Raw genomic sequence first — 15984 nt, forward strand, 5'->3', positions numbered from 1 at the left:
CGGCCGGCGGCGCGTACGGCCCGTACCCGGCGGGCACGCCGAACGCCGCGCCGGGGGCCTGCTCATGCGGGGTCGGCACCGGCGGCTCGCCCGTCGTCCCCGGCTCGCGATCCGTGCTCTGCTCGCGCTGCTCGTCCATCGTGTCCTCCTGCTGGTTCGTCCTGGCGACCACGAAACGCCCCGCACCCGGGCGCACCCTGGGGCCTTCCCGGGAGCAGCCTGTGCGTCGCTCCCCCGGCCGGTGTCCGCGCCCGGTGGCACCATGAGCCGCATGCAGCTGCCCGTGATGCCGCCGGTCGCGCCGATGCTCGCCAAGTCCGTGCCGACGATCCCGCCCGGCGCGTCGTACGAGCCGAAGTGGGACGGGTTCCGCTCGATCGTGTTCCGGGACGGCGACGAGGTCGAGCTCGGCAGCCGCAACGAGAAGCCGCTGACGCGGTACTTCCCGGAGCTGGTCGAGGCGGTGAAGGCGGAGCTGCCGCCGCGGGTCGTCGTCGACGGGGAGATCGTCGTCACGACGCCCGACGGCCTGGACTTCGAGCTGCTCCAGCAGCGCATCCACCCCGCCGCGTCGCGCGTGCGGATGCTGAGCGAGTCCACGCGCGCGCAGCTCGTCGTGTTCGACCTGCTCGCGATCGGCGACGAGGACCTCACCGGGCTGCCGTTCCGCGAGCGGCGGGCGCGGCTGGAGCAGGAGCTCGCCGGCGTCGGGCCGTCGGTGCACCTCACGCCCGCGACGACCGACGTCGAGCAGGCGCAGCGGTGGTTCACGGAGCTGGAGGGCGCGGGGCTCGACGGCGTCGTCGCCAAGCCGCTCGACGGCGTCTACCAGCCGGACAAGCGCGTCATGTTCAAGGTGAAGCACCAGCGGACGGCGGACTGCGTCGTCGCCGGGTACCGCGTGCACACGTCCGGCCCCGAGGCGATCGGGTCGCTGCTGCTCGGGCTGTACGACGACGCAGGCACGCTCGTGTCCGTCGGCGTCATCGGCGCCTTCCCGATGGCGCGCAGGCGGGAGTTGTTCACGGAGCTGCAGCCGCTCGTGACCTCGTTCGAGGGCCACCCCTGGAACTGGGCCGCGGCGGCCACCGCGACCGAGCGGACCCCGCGCTCCAGCGAGTTCTCCCGCTGGAACAACGGCAAGGACCTGTCGTTCGTCCCCCTGCGACCCGAGCTGGTCGTCGAGGTCCGCTACGACCACATGGAGGGCAACCGCTTCCGGCACACCGCGCAGTTCAACCGGTGGCGACCCGACCGCGACCCGCGCTCGTGCACCTACGAGCAGCTCGAGAGCCCGCTGACCTACGACCTCGACCAGCTCGTCCCCGGCCTCGCGCGCTGACGAGCCCGTCCACAGATCGGCCGTTCCGGCCCCGGCGACTGTCCGGTTTGGGTACCTTCACGCGTGTGCTGACTCAGGGGGAACGCCGGCGGGCCACGCTCGCACCCGCTCTCGCGGTGCTTCTGGCGGGAGGGCTGGCTGCATGCAGCCCCGCAGACCTACCGGAGCCGGTCCCCACGACCGAGCCGACGTCGAGCTCGCCCCAGGAGCCCAGCGACACCCCTTCGCCGGCTGAGCCGATCCGTCCGGCCGCCGCCAACTCGACCGACAGTGCCGTGGCCACTATGCGCTGGGTCTTCGACGTCTACACCTACCTGCTCAACACAGGCGACACGGCCGAGTTCGCTGCGGTGAGCGACCCCGACTGCAACTACTGCGCGAACACCCTTGAGCGAGCGAAGACGATGTCGGACGCAGGGCAACGCGTCGAGGGCGGCGTCATGACTGCAACGGGCATGAGCGCGAGCGGGATCGGCGACGACGGGTACTACACCGGTCGCGCGAGTGTCACGCGAGGCCCGTCGACGACGTACGACTCGAAGAACCAGATCATCGACAGCGTCCGGGATGCGACGGACTACGACGTCCAGTTCTCCCTCCAGTGGACCGGCGACGACTGGAGGGTCCTCGAAGTCGAAGCTCGACCGGTCGATGCGCCGTGATCTCCGTCGTTCTGGCTGCAGGACTCGTTCTCGCGGGTGTGCCGTCCGGCGAAGACACATGGGGCTCGGACGCGGAGGCCACGGGCGAGATCATCCGGACGAACTTGTGGGAGGCGGAGCGGGAGCGGCGGACGCGCGAGAAGGACCAGCCCGATCCTGAGAAGCGGCTCGCGGAGTACCTGCGCTCGGCGTACTGCGCCCGCGCCGGGGAGGAGTCCGGCTCCGGCGCGGTGCTGCCGTGCGGCGACGTCCCGGCCGATGACGACCTCCCCGAGTGCGACGACGCGGGCGTGCTCGAACCGCTGCTGCGGCGGACCCGCGCCACGCCCGCGACCCCGTGGGGCCCGTGGTACGTCCTGTCCGACTGGGCGTGCGCCGGCGACCTCGTCCCGGCGTTCACCGCCGCCGACTTCCGCGAGCTTCCGCTCGCCCCGCCGGCCCTGCACGTGCAGCCGGCGCGCGGGCAGGTGCTCGTGCACATGCCGACGATCGTCTACTCGGACGACGCGGTGCAGACCCTGGAGACGGAGCTCCTCGGCTACCGCTTCGAGGTGCAGGCGACCCCGAGCAGCTACCGATGGGACTTCGGCGACGGGGAGACCGTGACGACCCGCACCCCCGGCCGGCCCTACCCCGCGAAGGACGTCGCGCACGCCTACCGGTCCACCGGCACACAGCGCGTCACCCTGACGGTGACGTGGACCGGTCGCTACCGGGTGGCGGGCGCCGCCGGCTGGCAGGACGTCGACGGCACCGCCACGACGACCGCGAGCACGCCGGACTTCACCGTGGTCGAGCGGCGCAGCCGGCTCGTCACCGGGACGTGCGACGACGAGCCCGACGCCGCCGGCTGCTGAGCCCGCCGTGCGGGGCCCGACCGGCGTCGTCGGTCACCAGCCGCCGCCGCCTCCCCCGCCGACGCCGCCGCCGGAGAACCCGCCCGAGAAGCCGGACCCGCCGGACGACCCGGGGGTCGGCGCGGACAGCGACTCGGTCGCGATCGTCTCGAAGCGGTCCATCGAGCTCGCGAACGCGGTGCCCCAGAAGAAGCCGGGCATCGGGTTGTAGTAGCCCGTGTACCAGCCGGGCTGCTCGACGGCCCGCCCCTGCGCGGCGAGCTCGCTGAAGACGCGCGCCCACCGCTCGGTCAGCCCGAAGACGATCGCGTAGGGCAGGTACCGGCTGAAGATGTCCTCGCCCTCCTCGAAGCGCAGCTGGTTCGCCTCGGCGGTGGCGAGGTACTGCCGGAAGCCGAGGGACTGCGCGAGCACGGCCGTCCCGTCGCCGGTCCGCGCCGGTGCGGCGTTCGCGCACACGATGGCCACGACGCCGACGATGCCCAGCCCGATGGGCACCCACAGCAGACCCGCGAGCCACGGCGTGCTCGAGCCGGCGGCGAGCGCGAAGAACCCGATGAAGAACGCGGCGACGACGAGCGCGATGCCCGCCGCCCACCAGGTGGCCCGGACGTTCTTCGGGTTGGAGCGGAACCAGCCGACGTGCGTGACGTGGTCGTACAGCCCGTCCTGGACCTTCTTCATCGACGCGGCGAAGGTGGTCCGCAGGTCCTTGAGCCGCACCTCGTCGCGGCCGGAGAAGATCTCCCGCATGAGCGTCTGCTCGAACGGCAGGAGCTGCGACTCGTCCGCGCTCAGGCGGGTGAGCGTCCAGTCCTTCGGCTTCTTGCCAGGGTCCGAGCGCGGCACCTCGGAGATGTGCAGGTACCCCCGGACGGCCAGGTCGACGAGGGTGGCGGTGACGTCCACCGGGTCGGCCTTCTCGTCGACGAGCGTGCCCAGCTCGCCGGGGCGGACACCCTCGGGCGGCGTGAACTGCACGGCCACGGGCGTGCGCTTGTCCCGGTAGCCCGTGGCGGCCTGGCCGCCTGCGGGCCGCAGCCCCGGCGTCAGGCCGAGGTAGGCCTGGTCGCGGCCCGTGCGGCGGACGCGCCGGACGACGAAGAACGACCCGAGCGCGGCGATGGCGAGGCCGAGCCCACCGGCGGGCGTGAGCGGACGGACGGCGGCGAGCGGGTCGGGCTTGTCGACGAGGAACGGCTCGACGCCGGGGAACGTGCCCGCCGGCCACCCGACGGTGGTCGTGAGCTGGCTGCCGACGGGCACGAGCTGCTGGAGGAACGTCGACGTGTCGCCGGTGCTGGACGCCGAGTCGCACGGCGTGGTCGAGCCGTACTCCCCCACGAAGCAGACCTGGTCGTCGGGCGTCGCCGGCCCGGTGATGTTCACGGACACCCGCCCGATCGGCACCTCCCAGCCGGAGCCGATGACGTTCCAGTACAGCTCGTCGCCGGAGTGCTGCGCGTTCGCGGGGTTCACGAAGCCGTCGACGGTGTACGTCACCTGGTACGTCTGGACGCCCGACACGTCGTCGACGTCGGGGTCGCCGATGCGCAGGACGATCGCGTCGGAGGTGTCCTCGCGGTTGACCTGCGCCGGCGCACCCGTGCTGCTCGACGCGTCGATGCCGCTGTAGCGGAACTCCCGGTCCGTCGTGTCGTCGACGCCCTGCCGCGTCACGAGCGTGAGGTACGGGCCGTGACCGGGGTCGTCGCCGAAGTCGAAGTCGAAGTCGATGACGACGCGCATCCGCCCGTCGCTGCCGAGAGCGGCCGAGACGTCGTACCGCGTGATCTCGCGCCCGCTCGACTGGTCGGGCACCGCCGCCGGGGCCTCCACCGGCACGGCGCGCACGACCGGTGCGGCACCGGCGAGCGCCGGGGACGACAGCGTCAGCAGCCCTGCGGCGGCGAGCAGCGCCGCGACGCGGGCGGCGGTCCTGCGGTGGCGACGGCCGGCTCGACCGTCCGGACGCGTCCCGTGGGGCGTCACGACTCCTCCTCCTGGCCGCGGCGGTCGCGGACCCGCACCGATCATGGTGCAGCGGCGCCGCGAGCCGCACCGGGGCGCGCCGGGCGGCGAGCCCCGAGGTCAGAACGGCGGGCCGACGTCGCCGAACGCCTCCGGCGGCCAGCCGGCGGGCCGCATCCGCAGGACGTCGGGGCCGGGCCGGACGAGGTGCGTCGACGCGGCGCTGGCGAGCGTGTCGAGCAACGGCGGGAGGCTGGCGGTCCAGAACGCGTCGGGGGACGCGTCGCCGATGCGGCGGTACCAGTCGGGCGGCCCGGGGACGAGTGCGGCGCACACCTGCGTCCACGTCCGGTCGGCACCGAGCGCGACGGCCGACGGCAGGTGCGCGACGAGCGTCGCGGCGTCGACCTGACCGGCGAGCGCGTCGGGTCGGGCCGACCGGTACGCCTCGCGCAGCCGCAGGCCGTGCGCGAGCAGCCGCTCCCCGGTCGGGGTGAGGTGCGTGGCGCGGCGGAGCCGGCCCGGCTGCCGCCACCCCTGCTCGACCACGGCGGTGTCGAGGGCGTGCAGCACGTCGGCGCCGGAGCCGTCGAGCAGCGCACGCAGCGCGAGGGTCGTCGTCGTGGCGCGGCCGCCCGGGAAGAGCCCGGCGAGCAGCAGCCGCTCCGCGCGGCTCGGCTCGGGGGACCCGCCGAGGGCGTCGCTGGGCCCGTCGCTGCGCACGAGCGTCCAGTCGTGGGCGACCCGGTCGCCCTCGCCGAGCTCGACGACCTCGACCCGACCCCGCCGGGCGAGGTCGAGCAGCGTGGCGACGAGCCCGGCCCCGGAGGCCGCGCCGTCCACCAGGGCGGCCAGCTCCCCGGGCCGCACGCCGTCGACCGCACCGGTGAGCAGGTCGTCGGCGGGCATCGTCGTCAGCGGTCGCGACGCTCGCGGATGGCGCGCTGCGCCTCGAGGTTGTCCTGGCGCTCGCGCAGCGCCTGGCGCTTGTCCCAGTCCTTCTTGCCTCGCGCGAGCGCGATCTCGACCTTCGCGCGACCGTCGAGGAAGTACAGCGCGAGGGGCACGATCGTCTGGCCCTTCTCGCGCGTGCGGGCCTCGAGCCGCTCGATCTCCTCGCGGTGCAGCAGGAGCTTGCGCTTGCGCCGCGGCGCGTGGTTCGTCCAGGTGCCCTGCGCGTACTCGGGGATGTGCACCCCGAACAGCCACGCCTCGCCGCCGTCGACCTCGCACCACCCGTCGATCAGGCTCGCGCGGCCGGCGCGCAGCGCCTTGACCTCGGTCCCGCTCAGGACGAGACCCGCCTCGAAGACGTCCTCGATGGTGAAGTCGTGCCGGGCCTTGCGGTTGGCGGCGACGAGCTTGCGCCCCGTCTCCTTGGCCATGACCGTCGCCTCCTTCCGTGTCCGGCCCGTGTCGCGCGGGTGGGCACGGGACGGGCCCGCCGCGACGGCAGCGGGCCGACCTCCGAGCCTACCGGCCTGCCGACGGGCGTCGACCTCATTGCGCCCAGGGCGCAGCGCCCGCGACGGGCCGTCAGAGGCCCAGCAGCGACCGCGGGTTGACCGTCGAGCCGTTGACGTACACCTCGAAGTGCAGGTGGCACCCGCCGGACGTCCCGGTGTTCCCCGCGTACCCGAGGAGCTGGCCGACCTTGACGTGCTGGCCGGCCTGGACGACCCACCGGGTGAGGTGGTTGTAGCTCGACTGCAGGCCGTTGCCGCGGTACAGCCCGTGGTCGACCATCACCTGGTTGCCGTACCCGTACCGGCTCTGCGCCCACAGCACGGTGCCCGACCGGCCGGCGTACACCGGCATCCCGCAGTGGTCGCGCAGGTCGATCCCCGCGTGCAGGCGCCAGTAGTGCAGCACCGGGTGGAACCGCATGCCGTACTCGGACGTCACGTAGATCGGGCTGATCGCGGTCGGGTTGGCGAAGATCGCCCCCGAGACGGAGCCGGTCGGCTTGGACCCGCCCTGGTTGTTCTTCGCGTCGCGCCGGCGCTGCGCCGCGATGGCGGCCTTCAGCTGGTTGCGGATCTTCTTCGCCTCGGTGTCCGCCTTCGCGAGCTCCGAGCGGATCTCGTCCTTCTTCGCCTCGAGCCGCTGCTTCTGCTTCTGCTCGTCGGCCAGCAGCTTGTCGAGCGCGGCGCGCGCCGCCTGCGCCTCGCGGCGTGCCTCGTCGGCCTCCGCCACCTTCGCGTCCGCCTGCTTCTTCAGCTCGGCGATGCGCTCCTCGACGGCGTCGAGCCGGGCGGCGGAGTTGCGGCCGGAGGCCTCGCTCGTGCGCAGCTCGTCGAGCATCTGGGCCTGCGTCCGCAGCGCGGTCGACACCAGGCCGTACCGCTCGACGAAGTCCTCGGTGCTCTCCGCCTCGAGCATGACGCTCACGCCGGAGACGTCGCCGCCGCCGCGGTACGCCTCGCGCGCCATCTGGCCGATCGCGTCGCGGACCTGCTCGGCCTTCGCGGCGTCCTGCTCGATGGACTCGCCGAGCGCCGACTTCTCGTCGCCGGCGTCGCGCAGCCGCGCCGCGAGCATGTCCGCCTCGCGCATCGCCTTGTCGTACGCGTCGTTGGCCCGGTCGAGCCGCTCCTGGGCGACCGGGATCTTCTCCCGGATCTCCAGCAGCCGGTCGGACGCCTTGGCCAGGTCGGCGCGGACGCCCTCCATCGCCTCCTCGGCGTCGGCGCGGCGCTGGGCGTTCTCCTTGCGCGCGCGCTCGGCCGCCGCCCGGCGGTCGTCGATCGAGTCGGCGGCCGCGGGCACCGACGCGACGAACGTGGTCGTGGCGACCAGGGCGGTGACGACGGCGACGGCGGCGGCGCGCAGCGGCTTCCTCATCGGCTCAGACCTTCGTGTACCGGCTGAGGGTGACGACGGACGAGATCGTGGCCAGCAGGATCGCGACGACGATGAGCAGCGGGGCGACGACCATGACGTCGGCCGTCGACACGTACGGGATCCAGCCGACGGACGACCCGAGCCAGTCGGTGACGAGGTACTGCACCCCGAGCCACAGGGCGCCGCCGGCGAGCAGCGCGCCGACCGTGGCGGCGATCGCGCCCTCGAGCATGAACGGCAGCTGGATGAACAGGGTCGAGGCGCCGACGAGCCGCATGATGCCCGTCTCCCGGCGTCGCGAGAGCGCCGAGAGCCGGATGGTCGTGGTGATGAGCAGCACCGCGGCGACGAGCATGATCGCGGCCAGGCCTCCGGTGAGCAGCGTCGCGCGGTCGAGCACCAGGAACACGCGGTCGAACAGCCGGCGCTGGTCCTTGACCTCCTCGACGCCCTGGCGGCCGGAGACCACGTCGGCGACGAGCTGGTACTTCTGCGGGTCGGTCAGCTTGATCCGGAACGAGGAGTTCATGTCGTCGACGGTCGCGACCGACGCCCAGAACTGGTCCTTGAACTGCTTCTGGAACGCGGCGAACGCCTCGTCCTTCGACTCCTCGTAGATCTTCTCGATGTACGGCTCGATCTCCGGCGCCTCGAGCGCGGCGCGGATCTGCGCCTTCTGCTCGTCGGTGACCTCACCGCCCGCGCACGTCGGGGTCGACGAGTTCTGCGGGCACAGGAAGACCGACACCTCGACCTTGTCGTACCAGTCGTCCTTCATCTTGCCGATCTGCAGCTGCAGCAGCGCCGCGGCGCCGACGAAGGTGAGCGAGACGCAGGTGACGAGGATGACGGACACGGTCATCGACAGGTTCCGGCGCAGGCCGATGCCGATCTCGGAGAGGATGAACTGCAGTCGCACGGCTCCCCCTCAGCGGTCCGAGCCGTACACGCCGCGCGACTGGTCGCGCACGAGCTCGCCGGTGCTGAGCTCCACGACGCGCTTGCGCATCTGGTCGACGATCTCGTCGTCGTGCGTGGCCATCACGACGGTGGTGCCCGTGCGGTTGATCCGGTCGAGCAGGCGCATGATCCCCAGGGACGTCGTCGGGTCGAGGTTGCCGGTCGGCTCGTCGCACAGCAGGATCGGCGGCCGGTTGACGAACGCCCGCGCGATCGCGACGCGCTGCTGCTCGCCGCCGGACAGCTCGTGCGGGCGCCGCTTCTCCTTGCCCGCGAGCCCCACCATGTCGAGCACGTCCGGGACGGTCGTGAGGATGTGGTGGCGGGGCTTGCCGATCACCTGCAGCGCGAACGCGACGTTCTCGAACACCGTCTTGTTCGGCAGCAGGCGGAAGTCCTGGAACACCGCGCCGATCTGGCGGCGCAGCGACGGCACCTTCCACGACGAGAGCGTGCCGAGCTCCTTGCCCGCGACGAACACGCGCCCGGCGGAGGCGCGCTCCTCGCGCAGCACGAGCCGCAGGAAGGTGGACTTGCCCGAGCCCGAGGCCCCGACGAGGAACACGAACTCGCCGCGCTCGACGTCCAGGGACACGCGGTCGAGCGCGGGTCGTGCGCCGCGGGCGTAGACCTTGGTGACGTTCTCGAATCTGATCACGGCGGGGCGGCCGGGGTCGGGGACAAGGAGGGACCGGCCGCCACGAGGGTAGGCACGGCCCGTCCGCGGCCGGGCGCGTGACACGCCGGGGCGCGCCTGTGAGTCCGCCGCGCGGGGCCGCGACCGGGCGGCGGCGCCCGTTTCGCCCGACGTGTCCCCGGTGGGCGCGTCCGTCGGTCGGTCAGCCCAGCGCGTGCAGCCGCGGGCGGCGCAGCGTGGGCGCGCCCGTGATCGCCGCGAGGACCTCCTCGTGGCTGGAGCTCGCGGCGTCGAACACGCCGTTGTTGCGTCCGTGCCGCAGGACGACGATGCGGTCGGAGACCGCGCGCACGTCCGTCATGTTGTGGCTGATGAGGATGACGCCGAGCCCGAGCTCCCGCAGGCGCTCGATGTGCATGAGCACCTCGGCGGTCTGGGCGACGGAGAGGGCCGCCGTCGGCTCGTCGAGCACCACCAGCCGCGGCTCGCCGATGAGCGTGCGGGCGATCGCGACGGCCTGGCGCTGCCCCGCCGAGAGCCACGAGAGCGGGGTGCGGGCCGACGGGATCCGGCTGTTGAGGTCGTCGAGGACCTTGCGGGCCATCGCCTCCATGCGCTCGTCGTCGCGGTAGCCGCCGCTGCGCTTCAGCTCACGGCCGAGGAACAGGTTGCTCGTGACGTCGAGGTTGTCGCACAGCGCGAGGTCCTGGAACACGGTCGCCACGCCGAGCGCGTGCGCCGCCGCCGGCGTCGGGATCGTCGTCGGCTCGCCGTCGAACTCGATCAGGCCGGCGTCCGGGTTGAGGACGCCCGAGACCATCTTCGCGAGGGTCGACTTGCCGGCGCCGTTGTCGCCGACGAGGGCGACGACCTCGTGCGCGTGGACGTCGAGGTCGACGCCCACGAGCGCCTCGACGGCACCGAACGACTTGGAGATGCCGCGCATGGACAGCAGCGGCGTGGTGGTGGCGCTCATCCCTCCCCTGCTCTCCGTCGGGCAGCCTGCTGGACGAGTGTCGCACCTCGTCCGCCCCCGGGGGCACCCTGCGGGCCGCTGGGGACGAAGCGATGCGGAACCGTCACCCGGGTGGACGTCACAGGCCCTCCACGTCGACGGTCTCGTCCACGCTGAGCGGGACGTCGGTGGACTGCAGGGCCATCACCAGGGCACCGACCACCTCGGCGCGGGTGCCGAGGGCCGACGGGACGACGTCGAGGGGCGCGATGCTGTTGGGCAGCGCACCGCGCTGGACCGCCGCGCGCAGCGGCGCGATGAGGGTCTCCCCCGCCTCGGCCATCTCGCCGCCGACCACCACGACCTGCGGGTTCACGCCCAGGCACAGGCCTGCGACGACCATGCCGATCGTCGAGCCGGCGTGGGCGATGACGTCGCCGCACCGCTCGTCGCCCTGGTTCGCGCGCTGCACGACGTCGCGCACGTTCGCCACCCCGGGCAGCGGGCCGACCTCGCGCAGCAGCGCCGCCGAGCCGACCACCGTGTCGAGGCAGCCCACGTTCCCGCACCGGCACTGCTCGCCGGCGGGCCGCACGACGACGTGCCCGATCTCACCCGCGGTCCCGGCGAAGCCCCGCACCAGCTGCCCGCCGATGACGATGCCGGCGCCGACGCCGTACGACGCCCGGACGAACACGCTGTCGGTGTACGCGCGGGCGGCTCCGGTCTCGCTCTCGGCGAGGGCGGCGAGGTTCGCGTCGTTGTCGACGTAGACCGGCACGTTGAGGCGCTTGGACAGCACCTGCCCGACGTGCACGTCGTCCCAGCCGGGCATGACGCCGTGCACGGAGATCATGCCGGTCGACGCGTCCACCGGGGCCGGCACCCCGACCCCCATGCCCACGACGTCCTCGAGGGACGCGCCGACCCGCTCGAGCAGGTCGACCACGAGCAGCGCGACCCGGTCGAGCGTCGTGTCCAGCCGGTGCTCGACCGGCAGGGGCAGGGTCTGCTCGACGAGGATCTCGTGGCTGAAGTCCCCGAGGGCGACCCGCATGTGCCGGTGCCCGACCTGCACCCCGGCGGCGAGCCCCACCCGGCGGGCGAGCGTGACCATCTGGGCACGCCGCCCGCTGCGGGTGGTGAACGCGGTGTCGACGACGCCCGCGGCGAGCAGCTCGCGGACGATCGTCGACACCGTGGCCTGGGACAGACCGGTCGCCGACGCGAGGTCGACCTGGGTGAGGCCCCCGTACCGCTTGACCGTCTCGACGACCAGCTGACGGTTCGCCTCCCGCAGGGACGACTGCGACCCCGCCGGGGCCGCGCGCCTGCTCACGGCTGCACCCTAGTAGCGTCCGGCACGGCCGGAAGCCGGTTCAGCTCGTCCCGGCGCGCCGCTTGTTGATCAGGTCGAACGCGACCGCCAGCAGCAGCACGAGGCCCTTGATGGCCATCTGCCACGAGGGGTCGACCGACATGATCGACAGGCCCATGTTCAGCACGCCCATGATGAGCGCACCGACGATGGCGCCCGCGACGCGACCGATGCCACCGGTCACCGCCGCACCGCCGATGAAGCAGGCGGCGATGGCGTCGAGCTCGTAGTTCTGGCCGGCCGCGGCGATGGCCGCGCCCGCACGGGACGTCGTGACGATCGCCGCCGCACCGGCCAGCAGGCCCATGTTGACGAAGATCCAGAAGTCCACGCGCTTGGTGTTGACGCCCGACAGGCCCGCCGCGAGGCGGTTGCCGCCGATCGCGTAGATGTGCCGGCCGAAGACGGTGCGGCCCATGAGGAACGAGTACGCCACGACGAGCGCGCCGACGATGACGAGGACGATCGGGGTGCCACCCGCCGAGAGCGACAGGATGACGGTGAGGATGCCGACGAGCAGCGCCACGCCGACGATCTTCGCGACGAACGCGCCGAGCGACTCGACGTGCAGCTCGTGCTTGCGCAGCTGGGCGCGGGCGCGCAGCTGGGAGAACACGAACGCGGCGACCGCGAGGACGCCGATCGCGATCGTGACGACGTCCATGTTGTTGGCGAAGCCGAGGAAGTTCGGCAGCGAGCCCTTCGAGATCTTGATGAACGTCGAGGGCAGCCCCGCGATGGTCTCGCCGACGACGACGAGCGCCAGGCCGCGGAACACGAGCATGCCCGCCAGCGTCACGATGAACGCCGGGATCCCGACGTAGGCGACCCAGAAGCCCTGCCACGCGCCGACGACGCAGCCGATCGCGAGGCCGAGCAGCACGGCGACGAGCCACGGCAGGCCCCAGTCGCGCATCGAGACCGCGACCACGCCGCCGATGAAGGCGACGACCGAGCCGACCGAGAGGTCGATGTGCCCGGCGACGATCACCATCACCATGCCGATCGCCAGGATCATGACGTAGGCGTTCTGCTGGAACAGCGCCGCGACGTTGTTCGCGAGCAGCAGCTTGCCGTCCGTGAGGACCTGGAACAGCAGCACGATGACGATCAGCGCGGCGAAGATGCCGTACTGCCGCGCGTTGCCGCCGAGGCCGGACATGCGCTCGCCGATCGACAGGCGAGGCTTTTCGCCCGACGGCATCGCCGGTGCGAGGTTGGTGTCGGTGCTCATCGGGGAGTCACGTCCTTCTCCATGGTCATGTACTGCATGAGTCGCTCCTGGGTCGCGTCCTGCCGGGCGACCTCGCCCGTGATGCGGCCCTGCGACAGGGCGTAGATGCGGTCGCAGACGCCGATCAGCTCCGGCAGCTCCGAGGAGATGACGACGACGCCCTTCCCCTCGTCCGCGAGCCTGTTGATGATCGTGTAGATCTCGTACTTCGCGCCGACGTCGATGCCACGCGTCGGCTCGTCGAGGATCAGCACGTCGGGGTCGGCGTAGATCCACTTGCTCAGGACGACCTTCTGCTGGTTGCCGCCCGAGAGCTTGCCGACGAGCGCCGCGACCGTCGGGGTCTTGATGTTCATCTCCTTGCGGTACCGCTCCGCCACCTTGAGCTCGGCGTTGCGGTCGACGACGCCGAACCGGGCGAGCTTGCCCAGAGCGGAGCCGGAGATGTTGTGCTGGATCGTGTCGATGAGGTTGAGGCCGAACCGCTTGCGGTCCTCGGTCGCGTACGCGATGCCGTGCTCGATGGCGGCGTGCACGGAGCCCGCGTGGATCTCCTTGCCGTCCTTGAAGACGCGGCCCGAGATCTTCGAGCCGTAGGAGCGGCCGAACAGCGACATCGCGAGCTCGGTGCGCCCGGCCCCCATGAGGCCGGCGATGCCCACGATCTCGCCGCGGCGGACGTGGAACGACGCGCCGTCGACGACCTTGCGGCTCTGGTCGATCGGGTGGTGCACCGTCCAGTCCTCGACCCGCAGGACTTCGTCGCCGATCTGCGACGTGTGCTCGGGGAACCGGCTGTCGAGCGGGCGGCCGACCATCCCGCGGATGATCCGCTCCTCGCTGACGGGCTCGGCGCCCTTCATCGGCAGCGTCTCGATCGTCTTGCCGTCGCGGATGATCGTCGTCGTGTCGGCGATCGCCTCGATCTCGTTGAGCTTGTGGCTGATGATGATCGACGTGATCCCGTGGTCGCGCAGACCCGAGATGAGGCCCAGCAGGTGGGCGCTGTCGTCGTCGTTCAGCGCGGCGGTCGGCTCGTCGAGGATGAGCAGCTTGACCTCCTTCGAGAGCGCCTTCGCGATCTCGACGAGCTGCTGCTTGCCGACGCCGATGTCCACGATCTTGGTGTCCGGGCGCTCGTCCAGGCCCACGCGGGCGAGGAGCTTGGCCGCCTCGGCGTTCGTCGCGTTCCAGTCGATGACGCCGCGCGCGCTGCGCTCGTTGCCGAGGTAGATGTTCTCCGCGATCGACAGGAACGGCGACAGCGCCAGCTCCTGGTGGATGATCACGATGCCGCGCGCCTCGGAGTCGCGGATGCCCTTGAACTCGACGGTCTCGCCCTCGAAGACGATGTCGCCCTCGTAGGTGCCGTGCGGGTAGACGCCGGACAGGACCTTCATCAGCGTCGACTTGCCGGCGCCGTTCTCACCGCAGATCGCGTGGATCTCGCCGCGGCGCACCTGCAGGTTCACGTCGGACAGCGCGAGCACGCCCGGGAACCGCTTGGTGATGTCGCGCATCTCGAGGATGTGCTCGTTCGTGCGTGTGTCTTCCATCTCGACCTTCAGTCCTCGCCCTGGTCGCCGTGGGTCGCGGGGAGCCGCGGCCCGCGCCGCTGCCGGCGCGCACGCAGGGGCGCGCGCCGGCAGCGACGGTGGTCTCCCGGGCGGCCGCCGCAGGGACGGCCGCCGGGGATGACGCCTCTCGGGTCAGAGACCCAGGTCGGACGCCGTGTAGAAGCCGGAGTCCACCAGGACCGACTGGACCTGGTCGGGCAGGACGACCTGCGGGTCGAGCAGGTTCGTCGGGACGTTCTTGTTGCCGTTGTTGTAGGACTCGGTGTCGTTCACCGTGACGTCCTTGCCCGTGACGATCTGGTCGACCATCTCGGCCACGGCGTCGCCCAGGGCACGCGTGTCCTTCCACACCGTCATCGACTGCTTGCCGGCGAGCATGTTGAGGACGTTGGCCTTGTCGGCGTCCTGACCGGTCAGGACCGGCCAGTCGCCACCGTCGCCCGCCTTGTAGCCGGCGCCCTCGAGGGCCTGGGCGATGCCCAGGGCCAGCGAGTCGTTCGGCGACAGGACGACCTGGACCTTGGTGCCGTCGTTGTAGAACGAGTTGAGACGGTTCTCCATCTCGTCCTGCGCGTCGTCCGAGCCCCAGCCGAGGATGCCGATGGACTTCCAGTCGTCGTTCGACTTCGGCGCCTTGCCCGACTTCACGACGAGCTTGCCGTCCGTGACGTACTTGCTCAGGACGTCCCACGCGCCGGAGAAGAAGAACTTGGCGTTGTTGTCGTCGGGCGAACCGGCGAAGGGCTCGAAGTTGTACGGGCCCTTGCCGTCGGCCAGGCCGAGGGTGGACTCGATGAACTGGCCCTGCAGGGTGCCGACCTTGTAGTTGTCGAACGTCGCGTAGTAGTCGACGTTCGGCGTGTCGTTGATCAGGCGGTCGTACGCGATGACCTTGATGCCGCTCGAGGCAGCCGTCTCGAGGACGGGGGCCAGCGCGGTGCCGTCGATCGAGGCGATGACCAGGACCTTGGCGCCCTGGTTGATCATGTTCTCGATCTGGGTGATCTGCTGGTCGACCTTGTTGTCGGCGTACTGCAGGCTGGTCTCGTAGCCCTTCTCCTTGAGCAGCTCCTCCAGGTGCGAGCCGTCACGGTTCCAGCGCTCGAGGGACTTCGTCGGCATCGCGATGCCGATGAGACCGCCGGCCTCGGCGGACTGGCCGCCCTCGGTGCCGTTGCTTCCAGGGGTCTCGCGCTCGCTGCTGCACGCGGTGAGCGAGAGGGCGATCACACCCGCCGTGGCGACCGTGAGCACCTTCTTCCAACCAAGGGACATCGTCGTCAGCTCCTCGTCTACGTCATCTCGATCGGGCCGCGCAGCGCTTCGGCGTCGGTGCCCCGCGCCGGTCCAGGCCCGTCCACGGTCCTGGTCCGGGGCGACCCGGTGGTGACGACTGAATTCAAGTCTCGAAGCCATCGCGGATGCAAGTTCTGTTACCAACCTGTGTCCTGCGCCTTTTTGTCCCGGTTTCCACGCGCCCACCACGGCTTCGGTTCGCGATACGAAGCCATGCGCCCCGCCGGTTGTGGCGCAGGTCACAGCGTCGGTGCGGCCGTCCGTGTGACGG

Annotated in this window: 14 protein-coding genes; 3 read left to right on the plus strand and 11 right to left on the minus strand. The window is 71.7% G+C overall.

All coding sequences use genetic code 11. The annotated features are described in order from the left end of the window. Positions 1-271 precede the first annotated feature (271 nt). From HGCM_RS15475 to HGCM_RS18545, 3 genes are all read left to right on the plus strand, one after another. On the plus strand, positions 272-1342 hold the full coding sequence (locus tag HGCM_RS15475) for an ATP-dependent DNA ligase (RefSeq protein WP_019137727.1): 1071 nt from the start codon (positions 272-274) through the stop codon (positions 1340-1342). A 116-nt stretch (positions 1343-1458) separates the two neighbouring features. Next, positions 1459-2004 (plus strand): DUF6318 family protein, encoded by a 546-nt coding sequence (locus HGCM_RS20030; protein WP_246119523.1) that lies wholly within the window; start codon positions 1459-1461, stop codon positions 2002-2004. Then, positions 2001-2861 carry a PKD domain-containing protein gene (locus HGCM_RS18545; RefSeq protein WP_161604983.1) on the plus strand — a complete coding sequence of 287 codons (861 nt, stop codon included), beginning with the start codon at positions 2001-2003 and terminating at the stop codon, positions 2859-2861. Before HGCM_RS20030 ends, HGCM_RS18545 begins: the two co-directional genes overlap by 4 nt. Before the next feature lie 33 nt (positions 2862-2894). Here HGCM_RS18545 and HGCM_RS15490 read toward each other — a convergent pair whose 3' ends face one another. From HGCM_RS15490 to chvE, 11 genes are all read right to left on the minus strand, one after another. Next, complete coding sequence (locus HGCM_RS15490) at positions 2895-4853, minus strand: DUF2207 domain-containing protein (protein WP_019137730.1); 1959 nt, start codon at positions 4851-4853, stop codon at positions 2895-2897. 99 nt (positions 4854-4952) lie between these two features. Continuing rightward, positions 4953-5741, minus strand: a complete 789-nt coding sequence (locus HGCM_RS15495; RefSeq protein WP_019137731.1) for a DUF2207 domain-containing protein — start codon at positions 5739-5741, stop codon at positions 4953-4955. Between the two features lie 5 nt (positions 5742-5746). Next, on the minus strand, positions 5747-6217 hold the full coding sequence (gene smpB / locus HGCM_RS15500) for an SsrA-binding protein SmpB (protein ID WP_019137732.1): 471 nt from the start codon (positions 6215-6217) through the stop codon (positions 5747-5749). Positions 6218-6368: 151 nt separating this feature from the next. Then, positions 6369-7676, minus strand: coding sequence for a M23 family metallopeptidase (locus tag HGCM_RS15505; protein WP_019137733.1), 1308 nt, complete (start codon positions 7674-7676; stop codon positions 6369-6371). A gap of 4 nt (positions 7677-7680) precedes the next feature. Then, complete coding sequence (gene ftsX, locus HGCM_RS15510) at positions 7681-8595, minus strand: permease-like cell division protein FtsX (protein WP_019137734.1); 915 nt, start codon at positions 8593-8595, stop codon at positions 7681-7683. Positions 8596-8604: 9 nt separating this feature from the next. Then, positions 8605-9294 (minus strand): cell division ATP-binding protein FtsE, encoded by a 690-nt coding sequence (gene ftsE, locus HGCM_RS15515; protein WP_019137735.1) that lies wholly within the window; start codon positions 9292-9294, stop codon positions 8605-8607. A 181-nt stretch (positions 9295-9475) separates the two neighbouring features. Further along, the gene (locus tag HGCM_RS15520; protein ID WP_019137736.1) at positions 9476-10249 is read right to left on the minus strand and encodes an ATP-binding cassette domain-containing protein; all 774 of its coding nucleotides are present in this window, start codon (positions 10247-10249) and stop codon (positions 9476-9478) included. A gap of 118 nt (positions 10250-10367) precedes the next feature. Then, entirely contained in the window at positions 10368-11567 is a 1200-nt protein-coding gene (locus tag HGCM_RS15525) for an ROK family transcriptional regulator (RefSeq protein ID WP_019137737.1), read from the minus strand. A 40-nt stretch (positions 11568-11607) separates the two neighbouring features. Beyond that, positions 11608-12840: a multiple monosaccharide ABC transporter permease gene (mmsB, locus tag HGCM_RS15530; RefSeq protein WP_019137738.1), complete on the minus strand. Its 1233-nt coding sequence runs from the start codon at positions 12838-12840 to the stop codon at positions 11608-11610. Then, complete coding sequence (gene mmsA / locus HGCM_RS15535) at positions 12837-14396, minus strand: multiple monosaccharide ABC transporter ATP-binding protein (RefSeq protein WP_019137739.1); 1560 nt, start codon at positions 14394-14396, stop codon at positions 12837-12839. Before mmsA ends, mmsB begins: the two co-directional genes overlap by 4 nt. A 153-nt stretch (positions 14397-14549) precedes the next feature. Beyond that, entirely contained in the window at positions 14550-15692 is a 1143-nt protein-coding gene (chvE, locus tag HGCM_RS15540) for a multiple monosaccharide ABC transporter substrate-binding protein (RefSeq protein ID WP_026075526.1), read from the minus strand. Positions 15693-15984: the final 292 nt, after the last annotated feature.

It is taken from the genome of Cellulomonas massiliensis JC225, from assembly GCF_000312005.1.
GTDB classification, from domain to species: domain Bacteria; phylum Actinomycetota; class Actinomycetes; order Actinomycetales; family Cellulomonadaceae; genus Cellulomonas; species Cellulomonas massiliensis.